Below are 24014 nucleotides of genomic sequence, written 5' to 3'. Positions count from 1 at the left end.
GGTCCGTACCGGACCCGGGAGCCTCCCCGCGTTCGGGGGCCCGGCACGATCGCTCAGGCGAGGAGGGCTCCGGTGCCCGCGAGGAGCAGGAGGGCGGCGGCGTTGGCGCGCGGGTACGCGAGGGCCGTGCCGACCGCCTCCCGCAGCAGTGCGTACGGGCCGTGGGCGAGCAGTCCGTCCGCGCCGACCACCCGGCCGGGGGCGCCGGCCCGGCGGGCGGCGAGCGCGGTGCGGGCGGTGTGGAAGCCGCTGGTGACGACCGTGCACCGGTAGCCGGGCCGTTCGGCGGCCATCAGCGCCGCGCTGAAGCGCAGGTTCTCGACGGTGTTCACGGCCCGTTCCTCGCGCCGGATCCGGTCGGCCGGGACGCCCCGGGCGGTCAGGTAACGGGCCATCGCGGCGGCCTCGGTGCACTCCTCGTGCGGGCCCTTCCCGCCGGTGACCAGGAGCAGCGGCGCGTGCCCGGCGGCCTCCTCGGCGGCGAAACGTTCCAGCGCGGCGTCCAGCCGGGCCGCCAGCGGCGGGGCGGGCTCGCAGCCGTCCAGGGCGGAGCCGAGGACGACCAGGTAGTCCGCCCCGACGGGGGCGGGGCGGCGCGCCTGCCGCAGCGCGCAGCCGAGGAAGCCGAGCAGCCAGAGCAGGACGTACCCGCCGAGCAGGACGGCGACGATCAGCAGAGCGTGCATACCGTCCGAACGTGTACGGCGGAACCCCCGTTCCACAGGGCGGTTTCCAGGGGACGGGGGTTCCGCGGTGCGGGCGGCGGCGGGGTCAGCCGGCGTCGGCCGCCGGGGTGACGGGGGTGACAGCGGCCGCCGGGGCGGCCGGGGCCGCCGGGCGCGGGCCGCGCTTGTGCAGCGAGGCCAGATAGGCGTTGTACGCCTCCAGCTCGGCGTCGCCGCTGCGCTCCTCGGCGCGGTCGGAGCGGCGGGCCTGCCGCTGTTCGGAGCGCATCCACTGGTACACCAGCGCGATCAGCACGATCGCGGTCGGGATCTCGCCGAACGCCCAGGTGATGCCGCCGGCCAGCTTCTGGTCCTCCAGGAGATCGGTGCCCGGTGGCGCGCCCTCCACGGTGAAGGTGGTGACCAGCGGGTGGCTGGCCATCATCACGGCCACGCCGAAGAAGGCGTGGAACGGCATGCCCATGAACAGCTCGATGATCCGCATCACATGGCCGGGACGGTGCGGGCCCGGGTCCACGCCCATGATCGGCCAGAAGAAGGCCAGACCGGTGAGGAGGAAGTGCACCATCATGAAGATGTGCCCGGCGCGGTACTGCATCAGGAAGTCGAACAACGGGGTGAAGTAGACCCCGTACAGGCTCGCGATGAACATCGGGATGGTGAAGGCCGGGTGCGAGATCACCCGGACGTACCGGCTGTGCAGCAGCGCCACCAGCAGTTCGCGCGGCCCGCGCGGGCGGCCCTTGCCGGCCGGCCGCAGCGCGCGCAGCGCCAGCGTGATCGGGGCGCCCAGCAGCAGCAGGATCGGCGTCAGCATGGACAGCACCATGTGCTGGATCATGTGCGCGCTGAACAGCACCATGCCGTAGTCGTTCAGCCCGGTGCAGGTGACCAGGATCAGGCTGCCGACACCGGCCGCCCAGCCGACCATCCGGCCGATCGGCCAGCGGTCGCCGCGCCGGTGGAGCCGGACCACGCCCGCCGCGTACAGGGCCAGGGCGGCCAGGCCGCCCAGCAGGAACACCCAGTCGGGGGACCAGGTCCAGACGTTGGACAAGGTGAACGGGCCTAGCTGGGTCATCCCGCCGTGGTGGTGCATGCCTGACATTCCGTCGCCCATCGGGGGGCCCTGCTTTCCGTCCTCGTGGCCCCTGGAGGGGGTCCGGTTCGCCCGTTTTGCTTGGGCTACAGCCTAGGTGGGCCTTACCTCGGGCCGTGCCCCGCCCCCTCCGTACGGGTGGCCGCCGGGCGGGTGGCGGCTGGATAGACTGACCGGCCGGTCGACGGCGACACGCCGGGACGGCGACACGGGACACGCCGGGACGGCGAGGGGGCGGCATGGCGGCGGGACGGCGGCACCCGGAGCGCACCACGGTCGCGCTGACCGGGGCGACCGGCTTCATAGGCTCCGCGGTGCTGGCCGCCCTGACCGCCCGCGGCGCGGAGGTGCGGGCGCTGGCCCGCGCAGTGCCGGAGGGGCGCGGCCCGGCCGTCTGGGTGCCGGGAGACCTCGCCGACGGGGCGGCGCTGGCCGCGCTCTGCGAGGGTGCCGACGTCCTGCTCCACCTGGCCGCCCGGGTCTCCGGCGGCGCCGAGGAGTGCGCGGCGGTGAACGTGCGCGGCACCGAGGCGGTGACGGCCGCCGCGGCCCGGGCCGGGGTGCGACGGATCGTCCACCTGTCGACGACCGCGGTGTACGGCGAGGGGCCGCACTCCGGCATCGGGGTCGACGAGGTGCCGGCCGCCCCGGTCTCCGAGGCCAGCCGGACCAGGCTGCTCGGCGAACGCGTCGCGCTGGCGGCCGGCGCCGTCGTGCTGCGGCCCGGCCTGGTGACCGGGACGGGCGACCGCTGGGTGGTGCCCGCGCTGGCCGAACTGGTCCGCCGGGTGCCGGTGCCCTGGGCGGGCGGGAACGCCAGGCTCTCCGTGGTGGACCGCGCCGACCTGGCCCGGCTGATCACCGCCCTCGCCCTAGACGACCACGCCGTCCCGCCCGGAGTGCAGCACGCGAGCCACCCCGACCCGGTCCGGGCCGGCGACCTGCTCGCCGCCCTGGCCGGCCTCGGCCTGCTGCCCGCCCTGCCCGGCGCGGACGGCGTGGACGGCGTGGACGGCGTGGACGGCGTGGACGGGCCGGACGGCCCGGAGGCCTCGTGGGACGAATGCCGGCGTCTGCTCGCCGCCACCCCGGGCCGCGTCTCCGAGCGGCAGTTCTCGCTGATCGCCCGCGACCACTGGTACCGGGGGGACGACGTCTGGCGCCTCGCCGCCTGCCCGCCCGGCCCCGGCCCGCTGGCCCGGCTGCCCGCCGCCGCCTCCTGGTACCGCCAGGCGCTGGGGCTCACCGCACCGGCGTAGGACGAGACGCCGGTGCGGCGGGCGGGTTCAGGCGCTGTGCCGTCGGTCGGGCGCCGCGCCGACGGTCAGGGCCGCGCCGACGGTCAGCGGGGGCCGGGGTCGCTGGTGCCGGGGCGGCCGTTCTCCAGGTGGCCGGCCCAGCGGCGGCGGAAGGCCGGGCCGTCGGTGGCGGCGACCGTGATGTCGTACCAGCGGCTGTCGGGGCGTATGTCGAAGGTGAACTGGGCCGAGGCGCCGCGCCGGAGGCTGCGACTCTGCTGCGAGCCCTTGACGTAGGCGTTGGCGACGGTCACCGTCCGGGTGGTCGGCCCGTTGTTGGTGATCTTGACGCGCACCTTGGACTTCTGCGGGTCGAACAGCGCGACCAGCTCGGTCCGGGCGGTGCCCTCGAACTCGTACACCGACCCGTTCGGGCCGTGGGCGGCGAGGTGGTAGTCGCCGGAGGCGGAGTGCGGCCAGAAGTCGCCGAGGGTGTCGCCGCCCGAGATGGTGTAGCGGCGGGGGGCGGCCTTCGGCGCGGTCCGGTCGTAGACGTAGAGCCAGGCGCCCGCTTCGCCCCGGTTCTCCAGATCCAGCTGGAACCGCCCGGGGGTGTCCGTCTCCTCCTCGTTGACCACCAGGTCGTACGGGAGGGCGCGGGCCGGCCGGACGCCGGGCTCCTGGGTGGGCATCCGCTGGGGCAGCGGTACCTGGTACGGCTTGCCCTGGGAGGCGATCGGCGCGGGCACCGGGATCGAGACCGGCCGCGGGTCGGCGCCGGAGAAGTCGAGCGCCGAGGTGAGGTCGCCGCAGACCGACCGGCGCCAGGCGCTGATGTTGGGCTCCTCGATGCCGAACCGGGCCTCCAGGAACCGCAGCACGGAGGTGTGGTCGAAGGTCTCCGAGCAGACCCAGCCGCCGCGCGACCACGGGGAGATGACGAGCATCGGCACGCGCGGGCCGAGGCCGATCGGCTGGAGGCCGCCCGGGTCGGCGCCGGGGACCAGTGGGCTCATCTCGCCCGGGTGCTTGCCGAGGTCGAGCAGTTCGTCGCGCAGGCTCGCCCTCAGGTCGGCGGAGACGATGCCCTGGCCTCCCGGGCCGCTGACGACCGGCGGCATCGGCGGGACGACGTGGTCGAACAGGCCGTCGTTCTCGTCGTAGTTGATGAGGAAGACCGTCCTGCCCCAGACCTCGGGGTTGGAGGTGAGCGCGTCCAGCACGAGGTTGATGTAGTACGCGCCGTCGGTGGGCGTCGCGGACGGGTGCTCGCTGTACTTGTACGGCGGGACGATCCAGGAGACCTGCGGCAGCCGGCCCTGCTGGACGTCGGCGCGGAACTCCTTCAGCGTGTGGTCGGTGGCGCCCTTGTCCACCAGGGGGCCCGACGCGCCCTCGGCGACCTGGTACCGCTCGAAGAACATCAGCGAGTTGTCGGTGTAGTTGTCCGTGGGGGTGCCCGGCTCGCCGGAGCCGCCCTGGTACAGCTTCCAGCTGACGCCGGCCTTCTCCAGGCGCTCGGGGTAGGTGGTCCAGGTGTAGCCGTTGGTGTTGTTGCGCTCCTCCAGGCCGGGGCCGTTGGGCTTGCGGCCGTAGACGTTGCGCGGGTCGCTGGTGCCCGTCCACAGGTAGATGCGGTTGGGCGCGGTGTCGGCGTGGACGGAGCAGAAGTACGAGTCGCAGAGGGTGAAGGCGTCGGCCAGGGCGAAGTGGTACGCCAGGTCCTGGCGCTTGAGGTGGCCCATCGTCATGACGTCCTGCTTCTGGTTCACCCACTGGTCGTGGCGCCCCTCGTTCCAGGCGAGGTGGCCGCTGCTCCAGCCGTGGTCGGTGCCGGCCTGGTACTCGGTGGTGTTCCTGGGGTCGATGTACCAGGGCAGCACCTCCTGCTCGGAGGCGGGCAGGCCGCGGTCGTGGTAGCGGCCGGTCTTCACGGCGGCGGCGGGCTGGTGCCAGTTCGGCCGGCCGTCGGGCAGCAGGGTGGGGCGCGGGTCGTCGAACCCGCGCACGCCGCGCAGGGTGCCGAAGTAGTGGTCGAAGGAACGGTTCTCCTGCATCAGGACGACGACGTGTTCGACGTCCTCGATCGAGCGGGTCCGGCCGATCGCGGGCAGTGCCAGGGCCTTGCTGACCGCGGGCGGGAACGCGCCGAGGCCTGCGGCGGCTGCGGATGCGCCGCTCAGCTGGAGGAATCGGCGCCGGTCGATGGAGGCCACGTGGTGTCCTTCCTTCTCGGGGTACATGGGGTGCCAAGAAGGTTCGAACATAGGTGCCGCGGCCAGGCCGTACGAGGTCCCCCAGCGAACGCCGCATGAGTTTTCGGCCAATTCCTGTCTAGCCAACTTCTCGTGACCCATCGGCGGCGGGCCTGCGCCGACCGCCGGTCCGCGCGGTATGACCGTGATCACATCAATTCCGTTGTGCCGTGGTCCGACCCTCATCGCGTCTGAGTTCGGGGGTCTGTGCCCACGAGCGAATCGGAGACCGGACTGTGCGTGCTCACCAAGGTGGCGGGGCCGAGAAGGAGAAGCCCGGAGGGGAGAGGCCCGAAGGGCGGCGGTGGATCGACTACCCGCGCAGAGGGCGGCGCGGAGTCCGCCGCTGGCTCCCGTCCTGGCGGCAGCTGCTCCTGGTGGCGGGGGCCGGGGCGGCGGTGCTGACGGGGTGGCTGGCCTGGTTCTACGTCACCACCAAGGTCCCGGAGGACCTGAACGCCTTCGCCACCCAGCAGAACAACGTGTACTTCTGGGCGGACGGCACCGAGATGGCGCGGATCGGTGAGACCAACCGGCAGGAGGTGCCGCTCGACCGGGTGCCGGAGTCGGTGCGGTGGGCCGTACTGGCCGCCGAGAACGAGACCTTCTACTCGGACCCGGGGATCTCCTTCACGGGCATCGGCCGCGCGGTCTACCAGATGGCCACGGGCGGTGAGACCCAGGGCGGATCGACCATCACCCAGCAGTACGTCAAGAACAGCTACCTGAATCAGCGTCAGGACTTCTCGCGCAAGCTCAGTGAGATCGTCATCGCGATCAAACTGGACCGGCGGATGAGCAAACCGGACATCCTGGCCGGCTATCTGAACACCAGTTGGTTCGGGCGCGGCAGCTACGGCATCGAACGGGCCGCGGCGGCGTACTACGGCAAGGACGTCTCGCAGCTCAACCCGAGCGAAGGGGCCTTGCTCGCCGCCCTGTTGAAGGGGGCCGGGCAGTTCGATCCGGGGATCAGCGCGAACAACCACCGGCGGGCCGAGGAGCGGTGGTCCTGGATCCTGGACCGGATGGTGAAGGTCGGCAAGCTCTCCGCCGCCGAGCGCGCCGGGTACACGGTGTTCCCCGAGCCCAGGACCCAGCCGAAGGCGGCGGGGCTGAGCGGCCAGGTCGGGTACCTGGTGGACATGGCCAGGACCTACGTGGAGGGCCACAGCGACATCACCCAGGCCCAGTTCGACCTCGGCGGCCACCAGATCTTCACCACCTTCGAGAAGCCGAAGGTCACCGCGCTGGCCGCCGCGGTGCGGGACGCCACCAAGGGGATCGACCCCGACAGCCGTGAGGCCGACCGGTTACTGAAGGTCGGCGCCGCCTCGGTGGCCCCGGACGGGAGGATCGTCGCGCTCTACGGCGGAACCGACTACCTGAAACAGGGCTTCGACAACGCCAACACCTCCACGGTGCCGGTCGGTTCGGCCTTCACCCCGCTGGTCTACGCCTCGGGCCTGAGCGAGGGCGTCCAGCGCCAGCGGGGCGGCAGCCGCACCCCGGTGACGCCCGCCACCACCTACGACGGCGACGACGGCGTGAACGTGATGACCCCGGAGGGGCCGTACTGGGGGCGTAACGGGCGAATAGCGAGGACCGCCAACGACGGCAAGCGGAGCTGGGGGGCGGTCACCCTGAGGAGCGCGGTGGAGCAGTCCGTCAACGGGCCGATGATGCAGCTCGCCATGGACGTCGGCCTGGACCGGGTGCAGAAGACCGCCGCCGATCTGGGCCTGCTCCCGGGCAGCATGGGGGAGTTGGTGCCGGCCTTCGGCGTCGGGAACTCCACACCGAGCGCGATCAGGACCGCCGACGCCTACGCCGCCTTCGCCGCGGGCGGCAGCCGCACGGACCCGTACTCCGTCCTGAGGATCACCCGGAACGGCGAGCCCCTCGCGCTGCGCCTGCCGACCGCCGTACAGGCGCTGACCCCGCAGGTCGCGGGGGAGGTGGACGCGGCGCTGAAGAGCGCGGTCCGCACCGGGAGCGCCAAGGCGGCGGCGGAGGCCGGGCCGGACCTGGCGGGGAAGCCGGGGACGACCCCGGACCGTACGGCGGGGTGGTTCGTCGGCTACGACGCGCAAATGTCCACGGCCGTCACGGTCTTCCGGGCGGACCTGAAGGACATGAAGCTGCTCTCACTGGAGGGGCTGGGCGGCGCCGCCCCGGACACCCCGGACTCCGCGCTGCCCACCCGGATCTGGACCTCGTACATGAAGGCGGCCGGCGGCCCGGGAGGCGGCCGGTAGGGCCGGGCGGCCGCGGGGCGTGGTGTCACGGCCCCGCGGCCGCCCGGGCAGGGTCACTTGACCAGACGGGACCAGTCGGCCGGCTGCCCCGGGTCCAGCGCGCGCAACTGGTCGAGCACCTTGGGGTCCTGGACGTCCAGCCAGTCGGCGACCTGGCGGAAGGACACGCAGCGGACGCCCTCCCGGGTGCAGACGCTCTTCATCACGTCCTCGATGGCCTGCATGTAGATGCCGCCGTTCCAGTTCTCGAAGTGGTTCCCGATGAAGAGCGGCGCCCGGCTGCCGTTGTAGACCCGTTCGAAGCCGTTGAGGTAGCCGTTCCGGGTCTCCTTCTCCCACGCGTCGTACTTCTTCGGATCGCCCTTGGTGCTGTCCCCGGACTGGTTGGCGAGGAAGTTGAAGTCCATCGAGAGGACCTGGGTCGATTTGCCCGGGTAGGGCAGCAGTTGGAGCGGGAAGTTCCAGATGCCGTCCTTCTTGCCGGGCCAGACCTGGAACTCGCCCGGTGAGCTGGCGTCGTACCGGAAGCCGGCCGCCTTCTCGGCCGCGAGCAGGTTCTTCTGGCCCTCCAGGCAGGGGGCGCGGCCGCCGACCGCCTCCTTGGTGTAGTCGAAGGGCAGCGGCGGGAGGTCCTTGAAGCCGGTGTTGGTCTTCCAGGTGGTGACGAAGGAGATCGCCTGGTCGAGCTCGCTCTTCCACTCCTCGGTGCTCCAGTCGCCGCCGCCCTTGGAGCCGCAGAAGTGCCCGTTGAAGTGGGTGCCGATCTCGTTCCCGTCCTGCCAGGCCAGGCGCAGTTGCTCCAGGGTGTCCTTGATGTGGGCGTCGGTGGCGAAGTCGATGGCGGCGGCGCCGGCGTCGTGCTGCGGCGGGTGGTAGAGCGTGCGTTTGGACTTGGGCAGGGTGTACATGCCGCTCAGGAAGAACGTCATCTGGGCGTTGTTCTCCGTGCCCAGCTTGCGGAAGCGCGAGAACTGCTCGTCGTCGCCCTCCAGGGCCCCGTCCCAGGAGAACACCACGAACTGCGGCGGCTTCTCGCCGGGCTTCAGCTTCTCGGGCCGGGGTTGCCTGGGCTGCGGGCCGGTGTCGGAGGTGGAGCCGTCGCCGAGCACCTTGACCTGGCCGTCCCAGGTCGGCGTGGCGCTGGGGGTCGGGGTGGCAGCGGGGCTGCTGGGGCTGTCGGAGGGTGTGCCGCTCGGGTCGGGTGTGCTCTCCGGGGCGGCGTCGGCGGTGGCCGGTCTGCCCTTCGAGTCGGGGCCTCCCGTGCCCAGGCCGAGGGCCACGACGACCCCCGTTGCCAGCAGGACAGCCACGCCACGAGCAGGCCGCACCGTTCCTCCGCTTCTCCGACCCACCGTCAGGTTTCGGTCGGATAGTCATACTTATGGTGCGAACATCAGAACACCTTGATCGACAATGTGTCGAGGCTTGCACGGAAAGGGAGTTGGGAGATATGTGTGCGACGGGAGGCCGACCGCACCCCGGGTGGGTGCGGCCGGCCTCCTGGTCGGGCGGGCTCCGGTCGGGCGGCTCAGCGGCCCGCGTAGACGTCCTCGACGTAGCGGCGCTCGTCGATCAGGCCCTGGAGCCAGGCCTGGGCCTGGCCCTCGTCGGCGCCGGGGGTCCGGCTCAGGTAGAGCTCGCGGAAGGCGGCGCGGACGCCCGGGGCCATCCGGGCGCCGTCGCCGCACACGTAGACCTCGGCGCCGGCGGCGAGCAGGCTCCAGACCTCCGCGCCCTCGGCGGCGATGCGGTCCTGGACGAAGCGCCGGCCGTCGACGGGCTGTTCGCTGAAGACCGGGCGCATCGAGACGGCGCCGGCCTGCTCGGCGGCGAGCAGTTCGTCGCGGTGCAGGTAGTCGGCGTCGGGTGCGTCGCAGCCGAAGTAGAGCAGGGCCGGGGCGAGTTCGGTCTCCCCGTCGGTGGCCTCGGCGGTGGCCTTGTCGGTGGTGGTGGCGAGCAGGGCGCGGCGGTCGGCGACCGCGCCGCGGAACGGCGCCAGGCCGGTGCCGGCCGCGATCATGATCACCGGGGCGCGGTGGCCGATCCGGAACGTCTCGCGGCACGGCTGGAGGCGCGCCAGCACGGTGTCCCCGACGGCCACCCGGTCGAGGTAGCCGGAGCCGACGCCCCGGAAGGCGCCCCGGCCGGAGCGGGCCGGGGCGTCGAGCACGGAGACCATCAGGTCCACGTGGCGCGGGGCGCTGGTCGGTGAGGTGGAGATGGAGTACATCCGGGGCCGGATCGGCGGCAGCAGTTCCAGCAGCACCGGCCAGGTCAGGACCTCCCGCAGGGCCGGGTGGTCCTCGACCAGCTCCAGGAGCGTCCGCGGGTCGTCCTCGGGCAGCGCCCGCAGCGCGGCCTGCTCGGGCGGGCAGGGGTTGAGGTCGGCCAGCGTCGCGCGCTGGGCGGCGTTCGGGCGGTCCTGCAACTCGACGTGGTGGGTCAGCAGTTCGCGAACCGTCAGCGGCCGGTCCACGGCCAGGATGGTGCGGCGGTTCGCCACGATGGCGAGCAGGGTGTCCGGGTCGGCGCCGAACACCTTGGCGGCGCGCTCGACCAGGGCCGGGTCGTTGGCCGGCAGCACCGAGACGTGGTCCGCGGTGCGGTAGTCGACGCCCTCCGGCAGGGCCAGCCGGACCAGGCGCTTGACCCGGGGGTAGGCGGGGTCGGTGAGGCTGCCGACCGCCGTGACGGTCAGCCCGATCACGCGGCGCTTCGCGGCCAGGGCGTCCAGCGGACCGCCGGCCAGCTCGGTCACGGTGTACGTCTCCAGGGCGGCGGCCTCGGCGGGCGCGGGCGCGGGAGCGGTGCCGGTGGCGGGGGCGACGACGGGTGCGGCGGCGTCGCCGTACCGCTCCAGCAGGGCCCGGCCCAGCGCCGTGGTGAACTCCGCCACCTTCCCGGCCAGGTCGCCGGAGGCGTCGGCCGCGCCCCGGGCGAGCAGCCGGGTGCCGCCGAGGGCGGCGAGGCCCTCGTCGATCAGCGTCGGCACGCGCTGGTACGTGGCGGCGTACGTCCGGTCGCCGATGCCGAGCACCGCGTACCGGACGTCCTTCGCGAACCCGGCGGCGCCCTCGGCCTGTTCGGCCTGTTCGGCCTGCTCGGTCGCCGCCCGGAGCCGGCGGAAGAACTCCGCCGCGTCGTCCGTCGGCTGGCCGTTGTACGAGGCGGCGGTGATCACCACCGGCCGGTCGGTGGGCAGCCCGTCCGCGTACGCGTCCAGCGGGGCGACAGCGGTGTCGCAGCCGAGTGCGGCCGCCGCGTCGGCCAGCTGCCGGGTGAACTCGCGGCAGGCGCCGTAGTTGGAGCCGTGCAGGAGCAGCAGGCCGGTACCCTGGCGGACCCGCCCGGGCAGGTCGGCGGCGCGGACCGGCGCGTCCACCACCGCCGGGGGCGTGGGCGTGCGCGGGGCGAGGGCGAGGGTGAAGTCGTCGGGCTTGATGGTGAGCGTCTGCTTGATGGTCAGCTGGTAGTCGGCGTGGTCGATCAGCCGGTAGCGGTGGACCAGCATGCCGAGCAGCATGGTTGCCTCGTGCAGCGCGAACTGCCGCCCGATGCAGGCGCGTTCGCCGGTGCCGAAGGGCTTGAAGGCGTGCGGCGAGCGGGCCGCCTCCGGCTCGGGGTCGAAGCGGGAGGGGTCGAACAGCTCCGGGTTGTCGCCCCAGACGGGATCGCGGTGCAGCATCATCGTGGCCACCAGGACCGGCTCCCCGGCGCGGACCGGGATCCGGCCGCCGAGCAGGGTGTCCGCGCGGGCCTCCCGGCTGAACGCGGGGGCCGTCGGCCACAGCCGCAGCGCCTCGTTGAGCACCTGCCGGGTGTACCGGAGCCGGCCGACGTCCTCGTACGAGGGCTCCGGGTCGGCCTGGTCGCCCCAGAGCGCGTCCACCTCGCGCTGGACCTCGCGGAGCGCGGCGGGGTGCTTGACGAGGTAGTACAGGGCGAAGGAGAGCGCGCCCGAGGTGGTCTCGTGGCCGGCGATCAGGAAGGTGATCACCTGGTTGCGGATGTTCTCGGCGTCCAGTCTGCTGCCGTCGGCGGGGTGCACGGCGTCGAGCATCAGGCCCAGCAGGTCCTCGGCCGGGCCCTGTTCGGGGCTGCCCGCGCGGGCGGCGATCACCTCGTCCACCGCCGAGGCCAGGTACCGGGCGTCGCCCCGGGCGGACTCGTCGCGCTCGCTGTGGTCGAGTTCCGGGTCGCGCAGGAGCTTGTTCATCGCCCAGTCCAGGGAGCGGACCATCGCCTCGACGAAGGGGTGCGGCTCCTCCCGGTCGAAGGAGCCGAAGTCGAAGCCGAAACCGGCCAGCCCGATGGTGTCCAGGGTCATCCGGGTCATGTCGCCGGGCACGTCGACGACCAGTCCGGCAGCCGACCTGCCGTCCCAGGACTCGATCAGGCGGCGGGCCACCCGCAGCATCACCGGGTGGTAGGTGCGCATCGAGCCGAGCGCGAAGGCGGGCATCAGGATGTCGTGCGCCCTGGCCCAGTTCGGCTCCGCGTTGTACGCCGTGAACAGGCCGTCCCCGGTGAACGTGCGGACGTTCTCCAGGGCCGGTCCGATCGACTTGGTGAACCGCTCCTCGTCGGCCAGTTCCTCGGCCAGGTCCAGGCCGGTGACGATCAGGGTGTCCCGCCCGTGCAGGCGCTGGACGAAGGCCGGGGCGTGCCGCCGGGCCAGCTCCATGGTGCGCAGCACGGGAGCGGCGATCGGCGGCGCCGACGAGATGTCGACCAGCGGCACCCCGGCGGCGTTCTGCCGGGGCAGCGGGGTCTCGGCCGGGAGCCCGGCTCCAGCCGGATTCGCAGCCCCGGCCACCGCCGGAGTCATCGTCTCGGTCATGGGTTGTCGCCTTCCGTGGCAGGAGAAACCTCGTCGTCCTCCACTCTCGCCCGAGCGGGGCGGGAACCCGGGCCCGATGACTACATGTTTGTGCAGTAGCGGCGGTCGCGAAAGACTTGTCAACGGACCGTCAGGTCTGCAGCACGCGGGAGCCGTACACGGGAGGGGCCGGGCATGAGACTGACCGACTGCGAGTCGACCGCGGAGAGCTGGCAGGACCTCGCCGTCATCTGGCGCAACCGGACGCTGCGGTTGCTCGACCACGTGCCGGTGGCGCTGGCGGTGTGCGAGTTCAGCGGCCGGATCATGATCGTCAACCGGGCGATGGCCGCCGAATTCGGCCTGCTGCCCGGGCAGTTGCGCAACCGGAAGATCCTGGAGTTCTTCACCCTCCGGGACAGCGCCACGATACCGGCGCTCGCCGAGGCCGTCCGCCTGCACCGCCGCTCGCAGTACCCGGCGCCGGTCTCCTGGTCGGCCGCCGACGGCACCGAGCGGAGCGGCGAGATGACCGTCGCCCTGGTCGGCGACACCCCGGAGGAGGCCCCGAACCTGCTGCTCTCGCTGCCCGTCCGTACCGGGCCCGCCGCCCCGCCGGCCGCACCCCGCCCCGAGGTGAGCCCGATCGAGGCCCGGATCCTCGCCGCCGCCGCGCGCGGCGCCACCACCGCCCAGATCGGCCGGGAGATCGGCCTCACCCCGGACGGCGTCAACTACCACCTCGCCCGGCTCACCCGCCGCTGGCAGCTGCCCAACCGCACCGCGCTGGTCGCCCGCGCCTACGCCACCGGCGTCCTGACCGCCGGCGCCTGGCCGCCGGAGCCGGCTCCCCGGCCGTGACGGGGGCGGCCCGCGGGCTGGGCCGGGCTGCGAGGGCTGGGCTGTTCGGCGATTTAGTTATATGCTCACAATGATTGCAATCATACAAATACTTGTGGAGCCCCCACCATGCCGGACGCCGCCCCACGACGGCCCTGGCTCGTGCTCGCCATCTGCTGCATGAGCCTGCTGATCGTCAGCCTCGACAACACGATCCTGAACGTCGCCCTGCCCGCCATCCAGCGCGACCTGCACACCTCGGTGTCCGGGCTGCAGTGGACGGTCGACGCCTACACGCTGGTGCTGGCCAGCCTGCTGATGCTCTCCGGCTCGACCGCCGACCGGGTGGGCCGCCGCCGGGTCTTCCAGATCGGGCTGGTGGTCTTCACCGCGGCCTCGCTGCTGTGCAGCCTGGCCCCCGGGCTCGGCTGGCTCGTCGTCGCACGGATGCTCCAGGCGGTCGGCGGATCGATGCTGAACCCCGTCGCCATGTCGATCATCAGCAACACCTTCACCGACTCCCGGCAGCGTGCCCGCGCCATCGGCGTGTGGAGCGGCGTCGTGGGCATCAGCATGGCCGCCGGGCCGATCGTCGGCGGCGCCCTGGTCGAGTCGGCCGGCTGGCGGGCCGTCTTCTGGATCAACGTGCCGATCGGCCTGGCCGCGCTGTTCCTGACCCGCAGGTACGTGCCGGAATCGCGGGCACCGCGGCCCCGCCGGGTGGACCCGGTCGGCCAGGTGCTCGTCATCGTCCTGCTCACCACGCTCACGTACGCGATCATCGAGTCGCCGGAGCGCGGCTGGACCTCGCCGCTCGTCATCGGCTGCGCGGCGGCGGCGCTGGGCGCGCTGCTGGGCCTGCTGTGGTACGAGCCCAGGCGCACCGACCCGCTGATCGAGCTGCGCTTCTTCCGCTCCGCACCGTTCGCGGGCGCCACCGTGATCGCGGTCGCCGCCTTCGCCTCCCTGGGCGGGTTCCTGTTCGTCAGCTCCCTGTACCTGCAGAACGTGCGCGGGCTCACCCCGCTGCACGCCGGACTGTTCATGCTGCCGATGGCGGTGATGGCGCTGCTGACCGCACCGGTGTCCGGCCGCATGGTCGCCTCCCGGGGGCCGCGCGTCCCCCTGCTCCTCGCCGGGGCGGCCCTGTGCGCGAGCGCCGTGCTCCAGGCGCTCACCTACTCCGACCACCTTCCGACGGCCGTGCTGGTCGTCGCGTACCTGCTCTTCGGCACCGGCTTCGGCCTGGTCAACGCGCCGATCACCAACACCGCCGTTTCGGGCATGCCCCGTTCGCAGGCCGGCGTCGCGGCCGCGGTGGCCTCCACCAGCCGGCAGATCGGCCAGTCCCTCGGCGTGGCCGTCGTCGGCGCCCTGATGGCGGGCGGCGCGTACGCGCACACCGCGGCCTTCACCGACGCCGGGCGGACGGCGTGGTGGATCATCGCCGGCTGCGGCGCCGCCGTGCTGGTCACCGGTACGCTCACTTCCGGCCGCTGGGCCCGGGAGACGGCCCTGCGCACGGCGGAGCGGCTCGCCGCCGAGGAGACGCCGGAGACGCCGGAGACGCCTGGGACACCGGAGGCGCCGGGGACGAGGGAGACGAAGGAGACGGTGAACACCTGATGGACCGCCCGCACACCGGCGAGCACCACGAGGGCGACGAGGCCGCCACCAGGACGGCGACCAGGGTCTGGCAGGGGCTGAACGCGCTCGTCCTGGAGCGCTACGACCGCCGCAAGGCCGTCGCCGAAGCCCTCGGCATGAGCTTCAGCCGGGTCAGGGCGCTGCGCCGCCTCGGCGCCGACCCGATCACCCTGCGGGACCTGGCCGAGAGGCTGGGCAGCGACCCGCCCTACACCACCGTCATCGTCGACGACCTGGTGCGGCGCGGCCTCGCCGAACGCGTCACCAATCCCGCCGACCGCCGGTCCAAGCTGGTCCATCTGACCGAGGAGGGCCAAGCGAAGGCCGCCCTCGCCGTCAGGATCCTCACCACCCCGCCCGACGACCTGCTCGCCCTGCCCCCGGAGGACATCCAGGCGCTCGACCGCGTCCTGGCGAAGCTCCTGGACTGAACCTCCCGGAGCGGGGCGGAGCGGGGCGGAGCGGGGCGGGGCGGGGCGGGGCGGGGCGGGGCGCCGCCGTGGCGGCCGGGCCGGCCGCCACGGCCTCCGCGACGACGGACCCCGTCAGTCGCGTGCGCCGATCCAGGCCGCCCACAGCTGCGCGTACCGGCCGCCGGCCGCCACCAGCTGGTCGTGGCCGCCCTGTTCGACCAGCAGGCCGTCCTCCAGGACCAGGACCCGGTCGGCGCGCACCGACTGGGTCAGCCGGTGGGCGACCACCAGTGCGGTGCGCCCGGCCAGCGCCCGCTCGGCGGCGGCCTCCAGGATCCGTGAGCCGGCGCTGCCCGCCTCCGCCGTCGCCTCGTCCAGCACGGCGACCGGGGGATCGGCCAGGACCAGCCGGGCCAGCGCCAGCTGCTGGGCCTGGATCGGGGTGAGCTGGGCGCCGCCCTGGCCGACCACGGTGGCCAGCCCCTGCGGCAGGGCGGCCGCCCAGTCCCAGGCCTCGACCGTGCTGAGCGCGGCGCGCAGCTCCTCGTCCCCGGCGTCCGGGCGGGCGAGCCGGAGGTCATCGGCCAGCGTCCCGGCGAACACGTGGGTCTCCTGGTTGACCAGGGCGACCATCCGCCGCATCTCGCCGGACGTCAGTTCGTCGGCCGGGCGGCCGTCGAAGAGTATCCGCCCTTCGGAGGGCGGGTAGACCCCCGCCACCAGCCGGGCCAGCGTGCTCTTGCCGGCCCCGGTGGTGCCGACCACGGCCACCCGCTCGCCCGCGGCCAGGGTCAACTCCAGCTCCCGCAGCACCCGGTGGCCCGGGAGGTAGGCGTGGCCCACCGCACGCAGCTCTACGGCCGCACCGCGGCCCCGGGGCCGCGGTGCGGCCGTGGCCCCGGGTGCCTGCGGCTCCGAGGCCCTGGCCTGCGGCAGCCGGGCCAGCCCGACCACCCGGTCGGCGGCCGCGGCGGCCGACTGCACCTCGTCGACGGTCGACAGCAGGCCGTTGATCGGGTCGAACAGCCGCAGGAAGTAGAGCGCGGCGGCGCTGGCCGTGCCGACCTCGATGGTGCCCGAGCGGACCAACAGGTACCCGACGACGAGCAGGCCCGTCAGCCCGGTCAGCTCGGCACCGTTGAGCTTGCCGAAGAAACGCGTCCCGATGTGCGTGGAGCGCAGCGCGAGGTCGCGGGCGGCGCTGGAGCGCTGCTCGACGGACGCCAGTTGCTGCGGGCCCAGGCCGAACGCCCGTACGGTGTGGACGCCGTTCACCGACTCCAGGATCTGCTGCGCCTGCTCGCCCTGGGCGATCCGTTCCTGGCGCCGGACCGGGCCGGAGCGCCGGCGCAGCCACCGTACGGCGTACACCTGGAGCGGTACGGCGGCCAGCGCGGCCAGCGCCAGCCGCCAGTCCAGCAGGAGCAGGGCGGCCAGGGTCAGACCGATCTCCAGCACCGCGCCGATGAGCTGCGGCACCAGGGTGCGGACGGCCTCGCCCAGCACGGTGACGTCGCCGCTGACCCGGGCCACCAGGTCGCCGCTGCCGGAGCGTTCCAGCCGGGCCAGCCCGGTGGAGAGCGCGCTGCCCAGCGCGCTCTCCCGGAGGCCGGCCAGGACCTCCTCGCCGCGGCGGGCCACCAGCGCCCGGCCCCAGCCGGCGAAGAGCGCCTGGGCCAGGCAGGCCGCCGCGATCAGCAGGGCCGGTCCGGTGACGGCCGAGGTCCGGTGGCCGCCGGCCACGACCAGGTCCACGAGGTGCCCCAGCGCGCGCGGCACCACGAGGCCGGCCACGACCCCGGCCACGACCAGGAACAGGGCGGCCGCGGACTGCCAGGGGTGGCGCAGCAGCCGGCCCGCGATCTCCGCGCGGGTCTCGGCGGCGCCGGCGGTGGGCAGCGGTTCCGGTGCGTCGGGCGGGGTGGCCCCGCCCCGGGGGTCGGTCAGCAGCTGGGTCACGACATCACCGCCGCGCGGTAGGAGGGCTGGTCGGTGGTCAGTTCACGGTGGGTGCCGGCGGCCCGGACCGAGCCGTGGTCCAGGAACACCACCCGGTCGCAGCCCCGGAGCAGGATCGGGCTGGTGGTCACGAGCAGGGTGGTGCGGCCCGTGCGCATCGTGCGCAGGCCGTCGGCGATCTTCGCCTCGGTGGCCGCGTCCACGGCGGTGGTCGGCTCGTGCAGCACCAGCACCGCCGGGTCGGCGGCCAGCGCCCGGGCCAGGGCCACCCGCTGGCGCTGGCCGCCGGACAGGGCCCGGCCGCGCTCGCCGATCCGGCCGTGCGCACCGTGCGGGAGCACGCGGAGCACCTGGTCGGCGTCGGCCGCCGCCATCGCCCGCGCGACCAGCGCCGGGTCGGCGGGGGCGTCGGCCGGGCCGCGCACGTTCTCGGCGACGGTCAGGTCGAACAGGTCGGCCTCGTGGTCGGCGACCAGCAGCGTGCCGCGGGCCGCGGCCAGTCGCAGCTCGGCGAGCGGGACGCCGTCCAGCTCGACCCGCCCGCGCTCGGGGGGACACCGCAGCGCGAGGACGTCGAGCAGGGCGGCGGCGACCGCCGGGTCGGGGGTCACCACGCCCACGGTCGTGCCCGGGTGGACGGTCAGGTCCACCGCGCGCAACGCTCCCGCGCCGAGTCCGGCCAGGACCAGCCCGCCGCGCACCGGCCGGGCCGCCTCGCGCTCGCCGCCGAGCACCGCGTACGGCTCCGCCAGCAGCGCGGCCATGCGGGCGGCCGAACCGCGCGCCCTGGCCCGCAGGCCCATCGCCATGCCGAACCGGGTGCTGGGGCCGACCAGGAACTGGGCCAGTCCGACCGAGGCGACGAACTCGCCCACCGAGATGGACCCTTCGACGGCCAGCCTGGCCCCGGCCCAGGCCACCACGGCCAGGAAGCAGCCGTTGAGCAGCAGCGTGAGGCCCTGGTACCCGGCGTCCCAGCGGGCGGCGCGTACGGTGGCGGCCAACGAGGCGCCGCTGGCCACCCGGTACCTGCGCAGTGCGGCGTCCTCCGCGCCCAGCCCCTTGACCACCCGCAGGCCCCTGACCAGGTCGGCCGCCGTCCCGGTGGCGCGCGCGACCTCGGCCTGTTCGGCGCTGCCGCGCGCGGTCAGCGGCCTGGCCAGCAGCCGGGTGCCGGCCAGCAGCGGCACCAGGCCGACCAGGACCAGCAGGCCCAGCGGGACGGACGTCAGCAGCAGCGCCGTCGCGCCGAAGGCCAGCGCGGCGACGGCGCCCGCGCCGATCGCCCAGGCGCGGTTGCCCAGGCCGATCCGCAGCGCGTCGGCCGTCGCGGTGCTCAGCAGGGTGCCGGAACTGCCCGTCCGGGCGGCGAATCCGCGAGGGTCCAGGATCCTGGTCACCGCGGCCAACCGGAGTTCGTGCGCGGCGTCCTGGCTCGCGTGCCGGTTGCACCGTCCCGCCAGCCGCATCGCGCCGCTGAGCACCAGGAACAGCAGGGCCAGCAGCGCGATCCAGCGCACCAGGTCGACCGGGGCGCCGCCGTCGATCGCGTGGTCGACCACGGCGCCGACCAGGACCGGGACCGCGGCCTCGGCCGCCTGGTGGAGCGCCGTGAAGGCCATCGCCCCGGCGATCCAGCGCCGTTGGCGGTGGAAGACCCACCGTCGTACGTCCTGTTCGGTGGCCAGGCGGACAGGCCCTGAGGGGCCCGCCACCGACCGGGTTCGCTCGTCCTGGGGCACGGGGCCCTCCCATCGTTCGTTCGTGTCGACTGGTGCGGGCGGCTGTCGGGCGCGGCGCCGTCAGCGGGCCGCCCGCCACTGCGCGGCCAGCAGGAAGGCCAGGTAGACCCCGCCGAGGGCGCCGGTGGCCACGCCCACCGGGAGCTCGCTGCTCAGCGCGTGCTGGGCGGCGAGATCGCTCAGCGGGACGAGCAGGGCGCCGGTCAGTGCGGCGGGCCCGAAGCCGGCGCCCGGGGAGCGGGTCAGCCGGCGGGAGATCTGCGGTGCGGCCAGCGCCACGAAGCCGACCGGTCCGGCGGCGGCGGTGGCCGCGGCCACCAGACCGACCGCGAGCACCATCAGGGTCAGCCGGGTGCGTTCGACCCGCAGGCCGAGGGTGTGCGCCGACTCGTCGCCCAGCTCCAGTTGGTCGGCCCGCGGGCTGAGCAGCAGCAGCGGGGGAAGCAGCGCGAGCAGGGCCAGCGTCAGCGGACCGGCCTGCTGCCAGCCGCGGCTGTTGAGACTGCCGGTCAGCCAGATCTGGGCGGTCAGCGCGTCGTTGAGCGAGGCCCGGGTGAGCATCCACTGGTTGAACGCGGTCAGCATGCCGGTGACGCCGATGCCGATCAGCACCAGCCTGAACCCCTGGACGGTGCGGCCGCGCAGGGCCAGCAGGTAGACGGCGGTGGCGATGGCCAGGCCGCCGGCCAGGGCGCCGAGCGCGACCTCGCCGGGACCGCCGTGCGCCAGGACCAGGACCGCGACCGCGCCGGAGGCGGCTCCGGTGCCGAAGCCGATCACGTCGGGGCTGCCCAGCGGGTTGCGGGTGACGCCCTGGAAGACGGCGCCGGAGGCGCCGAGCGCGGCCCCGACCAGGATGCCGGTGGTGAGCCGGGGCAGCCGCAACGAGTCGACCACGAAGCGGGTGCCCGGATCGCCCCCGCCGGTCAGGGCCTTGAGCACGTCGGGGACCGGGATCGGGTAGTCGCCGGTGGTGAGGGTCACGACGGCGGTCACGAGCACGGCGGTCAGCAGCGCGGCGCAGACCGCGGCGGCCCGCGGGCGCACCCGCAACGAGACCCGCTCGCCCAGGCGCAGTACCCGGAAGGCCGGCCCGGCCGGCGGCCGCGGCGTGCGCGATGGCACGGTCCGGAGGAGGTTCACAGCCGGGCCACCCGTCCGCCGCGGGCCAGCGCGATGAAGGCCGGTGCGCCCAGGAAGGCGGTGACCAGGCCCACTTCGATCTCGTTGGGCCTGGTGACCACCCGGCCCAGTACGTCGGCGCCGATCAGCAGGATCGGTGCCAGCAGTGCCGAGAAGGGCAGCACCCAGCGCTGGTCGGGGCCGGTGAGGAAACGCGCCAGGTGCGGGACGGCCAGCCCGATGAATCCGATCGGCCCGACCGCCGCGGTGGCCGCCCCGCACAGCAGGGTGATCGCCGCCATGGCCACCAGCCGGGTGCGGGTCGGGTGTGCGCCGAGCGCGCGGCCGGCCTCCTCGCCCAGGGCGAGGGCGTTCAGCGGGCGGCCCAGCGCCAGCGCGAGAACGGCGCCCACGGCGATGAACGGCAGCAGTTGGATCAGGACGTCCGTGCCGCGGCCGACCACCGAGCCCACGTTCCAGTAGCGGAACTGGTCGAAGGTCGCGGGGCGCAGCAGCAGGACGGCCGAGGTGAAGGCGGTGAGCGCGGCGGTCACCGCGGTGCCGGCCAGGGCCAGGCGTACCGGGGTCGCCCCGGACCGGCCGATCGAGCCCAGCAGGTAGACCAGGACGGAGACGGTGGCGGCACCGGCGAAGGCGAACCAGACGTAGCCGAGCGGGGAGCGCAGGCCGATGAAGCCGATCCCGACGGCGATCGCCGCCGAGGCGCCGGAGTTGACTCCGAGGAGGCCCGGATCGGCCAGCGGGTTGCGGGTCAGGGCCTGCATCAGCGCCCCGGCCAGGCCGAGGGCCGCGCCGACCACCAGGCCGAGTTCGGTCCGCGGCAGCCGTTCGTGCAGGACGACCAGCTGGTCCTGCCCGCCGGTGAAGTGGAAGAGCGCGTCGAAGGCGGTGTGGAGCGGGATGGACTTGGTCCCCACCGCGAGTGAGAGCAGGACCGTCAGGGCGAGGACGGTCGCGCACACCGCCAGGCCGCCGGCCCGGGCGGCCGCCGAGCGGCGCCGTACCGTCTTCTGGGGTGCAATGACCCTGGTGGGGAGGCCAGTTGGGGGGGAGCTAGTCCGAGGCACGAAGAGTTAGGTTAGCCTGCCCTTAGGAGTGCGGCAATGAACGGGCCCGAGCATCGTGGCGCGAGCCGACGCCGAGAGAGAGGGCTTTGCCATGACTCGTCCGATCCGAATCCCGCAGCGCGTCGCACTGGGCGCCGTCGGCGGAGCCCTGGCCCTCGCGCTGACCGCCTGTGGCGGCGGTGCCGCCGGAAGCGGCGGCGATGCCGGGTCCGCCTCGCAGGCCGACCCGGGCGCCTTCCCGGTCACCGTCCAGACCCAGTTCGGCACCGCCACCATCCCCAGGGCGCCCCAACGCGTGGTGGCCCTGGGATGGAGCGACCAGGACGCGGCGCTGGCTCTGGGGGTCAAGCCGGTGGCGATCGTCAAGACCGAGGACGGATTCAAGAACGGGGTGGGGCCCTGGGCCGAGCAGGCCCTCGGCGACGCCAGGCCCCAGGTCCTGGACACCACGGACGGCTACCCGATCGAGAAGGTCGCCGCCCTGCACCCCGACCTGATCCTCGCCGTGCAGTCCGGCCTGACCTCGGCGGACTACGGCAAGCTCTCGCAGATCGCGCCCACCGTGGGCTACCTGAGCGGCCGAACCGCCTACGGGACGCCGTGGGAGGAGCAGACCGAACTGATCGGCAAGGCCCTCGGGCGCGGCAAGGAGGCCGCCCAGGCGATCGCCGCGGTCGACCAGAGCCTCACCCGGGACGCCGCCACGTACCCGCAGTTGAAGGGCAAGAGCTTCCTCTACGCCTTTCCGCAGCCGAGCAACGGCCGGGTGGTGCTCTACACCGACGAGCGGACCAGGGTGCTGGAGCGGGCGGGTCTGGTCCTCGACCCGGTGGCGACCGGGGCGCCCAAACTGAACAGCTTCTCGAACGCGCTCAGCATGGAGCACCTGGGCTCGCTCACCTCGCAGGCGCTGCTCGTCTGGTACAGCACTCCGGAGAACCAGCAGCAGCTGGAGTCCAACCCGGTCTTCAAGGGTCTGCCCGCGGTCGCCTCCGGCGCCTACCTGCCGGTGAACCGCACGCTGGCCCAGGCCAGCAGTGCGCCCAGCGTGCTGAGCATCCCGTGGTCGGCGGAGCAGATCCTGCCGGCCCTGGCCAAGTCCCTGCACTGACAGGGCGGCTGCCGCTGCGGCAGCCGCGCCTGCGGTGCTTCGTCGACGGACCGCGCCCCGACTCCGGGCGCGGTCCGTCGGCATGCCCCCGAACCGCCTCCGGGTGGCCGGAAATGGAACACGTGGTCCTCAGGAGAACGCTTGACGGGTCGTCAAACTAAGGCAAGGCTTACCTAAGATTCGGGTCGGGGGCGGAGCGCCGCACGCCTCGACCCGAACCCTCCCAGCCTGCCCCCCTCCGGAGGAACGCCATGCCCCTGGACCCTGCCGACCTTCTCCCCCTGCTCGACCCGGGCGACCCGAACGGGATCGTGAAGGCGTTCGCCGCCAACACCGCCTTCCGGGCCGCCGAGTGGGAGGAACTGACCACGGAGGAGAACCCCTACCGGCGCCCCGTCCGGCCCGACGACCTCGCCTGGCTCGACTACGGCAAGCCGATGCCGGCGGCCAAGGCGCTCAAGCTGAGCGCGCTGCTCGGCCACCGGATGCTCCGCAACGTGTACGACGCGGGCCTGCTCTACCTCCCGCCGGTGCCCGGCCGGGCCGCCGCCGACGACGGCGCCGCCTTCTACAGCGCGCGCAACCGGGCGCTCGGCGCACTGGCCGGGCCGATCCTCGAACGCCACCTGTTCAGCCTGCTGGACGGCGAGTACAAGCCGCTCGACAGCGCCGACCCGCAGGCCCTGCGGCGCGAGATCCGCGCGTACCACGAGAACCGGCTCGCCGAACCGGGGCGGGCCTTCACGGTGGCCGCCGCCACCACGGACCGCAGGGCCGCCGCGACCTTCATGCTGCTCCAGCTGAGCGCCTACCTGCCGGCCGCCCGCGCCGCCGCGGGCCGTGCCGCGCTCGGCGAGTACGACGCCGCGCACCCGGGAGCCCGCCCGCTGCTGCTCGACGAGTACCGCAACTGGGCGGCGGCGCACCAGGATTACCGGGACCTGCTGGCGGGAGCCGGGTTGAAGCCCACCGCCGCGGCCTACTGGCAGCTGTACCTGGGGACCTCGCTGGGCCGCGGCAACCTGCTGCACCACCTGTCCGGCGACCGGGAGAAGTATCCGGAGTTCCTCGGCGCCCTGGTGCACCAGCAGATCGACGAGGCGGCGGACGGGCCCCGCTTCGCGGCGGTCCTGGAGGACGGACTCGGCCTGCGCACCGGCCTGTTCGACACCCTCGGCACGCTGACCCCGGACGGCCTCGACGCCCGGCTCGACAGCGTGCTGACCCCGCTGGCGGCCGCCTTCGGCCCCGAGGCGGTGCACCGGTTCCACCGGGGCTTCGCGGACGCCCGGTGGTTCGCCGGGCTCTGGGACGGCGATCTGGCCGACCAGTTGGCGTGGGCGGACAGCATCGAGCTGCACCGGGAGAAGGCCGAGCGGATCAGTCGTCACATCGCCGAGAGCGGCATCGAGGTCGACCTGGACACCTTCGTGGAGAGCCATGAGGAGACCTCCACCACCCATGTGCACAACGAGCACCGGCTGGTGATGGTGGAGCGCGGCCAGATGCACTTCTGGAACAACGTCACGCACAAGATCGCGTTCGGGGAGGGGGACAAGGTGTTGATCCCGGTCTCCCGCCTGCACGGCTCGACCGTCCTGTCCGGGGAGTGCACCTACCACCAGCCGATCATCCCCGAGGCGATGTACCAGCAGTTCTGACGGATCGCCGGATGAAGTCCCGAGGCCCTGAAGCCCGGGTGAAAGACGTCGAAGCCGTCCTGCCGCCCTACGCCGA

At 73.8% G+C, this 24014-nt stretch carries 16 protein-coding genes; 7 read left to right on the top strand and 9 right to left on the bottom strand.

The window, feature by feature from the left end; translation table 11 throughout:
* Positions 1-53 precede the first annotated feature (53 nt).
* A complete protein-coding gene (locus ACIQVZ_RS11925; protein WP_402449118.1) occupies positions 54-686 on the bottom strand; it encodes a YdcF family protein in 633 nt (210 codons plus the stop codon).
* An 85-nt stretch (positions 687-771) separates the two neighbouring features.
* Entirely contained in the window at positions 772-1785 is a 1014-nt protein-coding gene (locus tag ACIQVZ_RS11920) for a cytochrome c oxidase assembly protein (RefSeq protein ID WP_402449115.1), read from the bottom strand.
* Positions 1786-2024: 239 nt separating this feature from the next.
* Between ACIQVZ_RS11920 and ACIQVZ_RS11915 the strand changes: the two genes are divergently transcribed.
* Positions 2025-3044, top strand: coding sequence for an NAD-dependent epimerase/dehydratase family protein (locus ACIQVZ_RS11915; protein WP_402449112.1), 1020 nt, complete (start codon positions 2025-2027; stop codon positions 3042-3044).
* A gap of 83 nt (positions 3045-3127) precedes the next feature.
* Here the strand turns inward: ACIQVZ_RS11915 and ACIQVZ_RS11910 are convergent, their stop codons facing one another.
* On the bottom strand, positions 3128-5239 hold the full coding sequence (locus tag ACIQVZ_RS11910) for a phosphocholine-specific phospholipase C (RefSeq protein ID WP_402449110.1): 2112 nt from the start codon (positions 5237-5239) through the stop codon (positions 3128-3130).
* Positions 5240-5514: 275 nt separating this feature from the next.
* On the opposite strand from ACIQVZ_RS11910, the gene ACIQVZ_RS11905 reads away from it, so the two are divergent.
* Complete coding sequence (locus ACIQVZ_RS11905) at positions 5515-7536, top strand: transglycosylase domain-containing protein (RefSeq protein WP_402449108.1); 2022 nt, start codon at positions 5515-5517, stop codon at positions 7534-7536.
* A gap of 53 nt (positions 7537-7589) precedes the next feature.
* On the opposite strand, the gene ACIQVZ_RS11900 is transcribed toward ACIQVZ_RS11905, so the two are convergent.
* Both ACIQVZ_RS11900 and ACIQVZ_RS11895 read right to left on the bottom strand, forming a co-directional pair.
* Positions 7590-8846, bottom strand: a complete 1257-nt coding sequence (locus tag ACIQVZ_RS11900) for a hypothetical protein (RefSeq protein ID WP_402449107.1) — start codon at positions 8844-8846, stop codon at positions 7590-7592.
* A gap of 218 nt (positions 8847-9064) precedes the next feature.
* Entirely contained in the window at positions 9065-12364 is a 3300-nt protein-coding gene (locus tag ACIQVZ_RS11895) for a cytochrome P450 (protein ID WP_402449456.1), read from the bottom strand.
* Between the two features lie 186 nt (positions 12365-12550).
* On the opposite strand from ACIQVZ_RS11895, the gene ACIQVZ_RS11890 reads away from it, so the two are divergent.
* The 3 genes from ACIQVZ_RS11890 (at position 12551) to ACIQVZ_RS11880 (ending at position 15273) form a co-directional block, all read left to right on the top strand.
* Positions 12551-13216, top strand: coding sequence for a LuxR C-terminal-related transcriptional regulator (locus ACIQVZ_RS11890; protein WP_350879159.1), 666 nt, complete (start codon positions 12551-12553; stop codon positions 13214-13216).
* Between the two features lie 108 nt (positions 13217-13324).
* The gene (locus tag ACIQVZ_RS11885; protein WP_402449103.1) at positions 13325-14821 is read left to right on the top strand and encodes an MFS transporter; all 1497 of its coding nucleotides are present in this window, start codon (positions 13325-13327) and stop codon (positions 14819-14821) included.
* Positions 14821-15273 carry a MarR family transcriptional regulator gene (locus tag ACIQVZ_RS11880; protein WP_350879161.1) on the top strand — a complete coding sequence of 151 codons (453 nt, stop codon included), beginning with the start codon at positions 14821-14823 and terminating at the stop codon, positions 15271-15273. The genes ACIQVZ_RS11885 and ACIQVZ_RS11880 overlap by 1 nt, the downstream gene beginning before the upstream one ends.
* Positions 15274-15387: 114 nt before the next feature.
* On the opposite strand, the gene ACIQVZ_RS11875 is transcribed toward ACIQVZ_RS11880, so the two are convergent.
* The 4 genes from ACIQVZ_RS11875 to ACIQVZ_RS11860 all read right to left on the bottom strand — a co-directional run bounded on the left by ACIQVZ_RS11875 (position 15388) and on the right by ACIQVZ_RS11860 (position 21121).
* Entirely contained in the window at positions 15388-17214 is a 1827-nt protein-coding gene (locus ACIQVZ_RS11875) for an ABC transporter ATP-binding protein (RefSeq protein WP_350879163.1), read from the bottom strand.
* The gene (locus ACIQVZ_RS11870; protein ID WP_402449453.1) at positions 17211-18836 is read right to left on the bottom strand and encodes an ABC transporter transmembrane domain-containing protein; all 1626 of its coding nucleotides are present in this window, start codon (positions 18834-18836) and stop codon (positions 17211-17213) included. The genes ACIQVZ_RS11875 and ACIQVZ_RS11870 overlap by 4 nt, the downstream gene beginning before the upstream one ends.
* Positions 18837-19016: 180 nt before the next feature.
* Positions 19017-20081: a FecCD family ABC transporter permease gene (locus ACIQVZ_RS11865; RefSeq protein ID WP_402449101.1), complete on the bottom strand. Its 1065-nt coding sequence runs from the start codon at positions 20079-20081 to the stop codon at positions 19017-19019.
* 14 nt (positions 20082-20095) lie between these two features.
* On the bottom strand, positions 20096-21121 hold the full coding sequence (locus tag ACIQVZ_RS11860; protein ID WP_402449452.1) for a FecCD family ABC transporter permease: 1026 nt from the start codon (positions 21119-21121) through the stop codon (positions 20096-20098).
* 136 nt (positions 21122-21257) lie between these two features.
* On the opposite strand from ACIQVZ_RS11860, the gene ACIQVZ_RS11855 reads away from it, so the two are divergent.
* Positions 21258-22277, top strand: a complete 1020-nt coding sequence (locus tag ACIQVZ_RS11855) for an iron-siderophore ABC transporter substrate-binding protein (RefSeq protein WP_402449098.1) — start codon at positions 21258-21260, stop codon at positions 22275-22277.
* Between the two features lie 251 nt (positions 22278-22528).
* Positions 22529-23938: a hypothetical protein gene (locus ACIQVZ_RS11850; protein ID WP_402449096.1), complete on the top strand. Its 1410-nt coding sequence runs from the start codon at positions 22529-22531 to the stop codon at positions 23936-23938.
* Positions 23939-24014: the final 76 nt, after the last annotated feature.

Origin of the sequence: Kitasatospora sp. NPDC098663 (genome assembly GCF_044760075.1) — a bacterium.
Classification (GTDB): Bacteria; Actinomycetota; Actinomycetes; order Streptomycetales; family Streptomycetaceae; genus Kitasatospora.
The sequence above is the reverse complement of the archived record's forward strand: the minus strand, read 5'-3'. Positions and strand labels throughout refer to the sequence as shown.

Bases quoted from the DNA above. Each gene is read 5' to 3' on its own strand.
- ACIQVZ_RS11855 (WP_402449098.1), top strand. From the start codon at position 21,258: ATGACTCGTCCGATCCGAATCCCGCAGCGCGTCGCACTGGGCGCCGTC.
- ACIQVZ_RS11885 (WP_402449103.1), top strand. From the start codon at position 13,325: ATGCCGGACGCCGCCCCACGACGGCCCTGGCTCGTGCTCGCCATCTGC.
- ACIQVZ_RS11870 (WP_402449453.1), bottom strand. From the start codon at position 18,836: ATGGCCTTCACGGCGCTCCACCAGGCGGCCGAGGCCGCGGTCCCGGTC.
- ACIQVZ_RS11880 (WP_350879161.1), top strand. From the start codon at position 14,821: ATGGACCGCCCGCACACCGGCGAGCACCACGAGGGCGACGAGGCCGCC.
- ACIQVZ_RS11920 (WP_402449115.1), bottom strand. From the start codon at position 1,785: ATGCACCACCACGGCGGGATGACCCAGCTAGGCCCGTTCACCTTGTCC.
- ACIQVZ_RS11925 (WP_402449118.1), bottom strand. From the start codon at position 686: ATGCACGCTCTGCTGATCGTCGCCGTCCTGCTCGGCGGGTACGTCCTG.
- ACIQVZ_RS11915 (WP_402449112.1), top strand. From the start codon at position 2,025: ATGGCGGCGGGACGGCGGCACCCGGAGCGCACCACGGTCGCGCTGACC.
- ACIQVZ_RS11850 (WP_402449096.1), top strand. From the start codon at position 22,529: ATGCCCCTGGACCCTGCCGACCTTCTCCCCCTGCTCGACCCGGGCGAC.
- ACIQVZ_RS11890 (WP_350879159.1), top strand. From the start codon at position 12,551: ATGAGACTGACCGACTGCGAGTCGACCGCGGAGAGCTGGCAGGACCTC.
- ACIQVZ_RS11895 (WP_402449456.1), bottom strand. From the start codon at position 12,364: ATGACTCCGGCGGTGGCCGGGGCTGCGAATCCGGCTGGAGCCGGGCTC.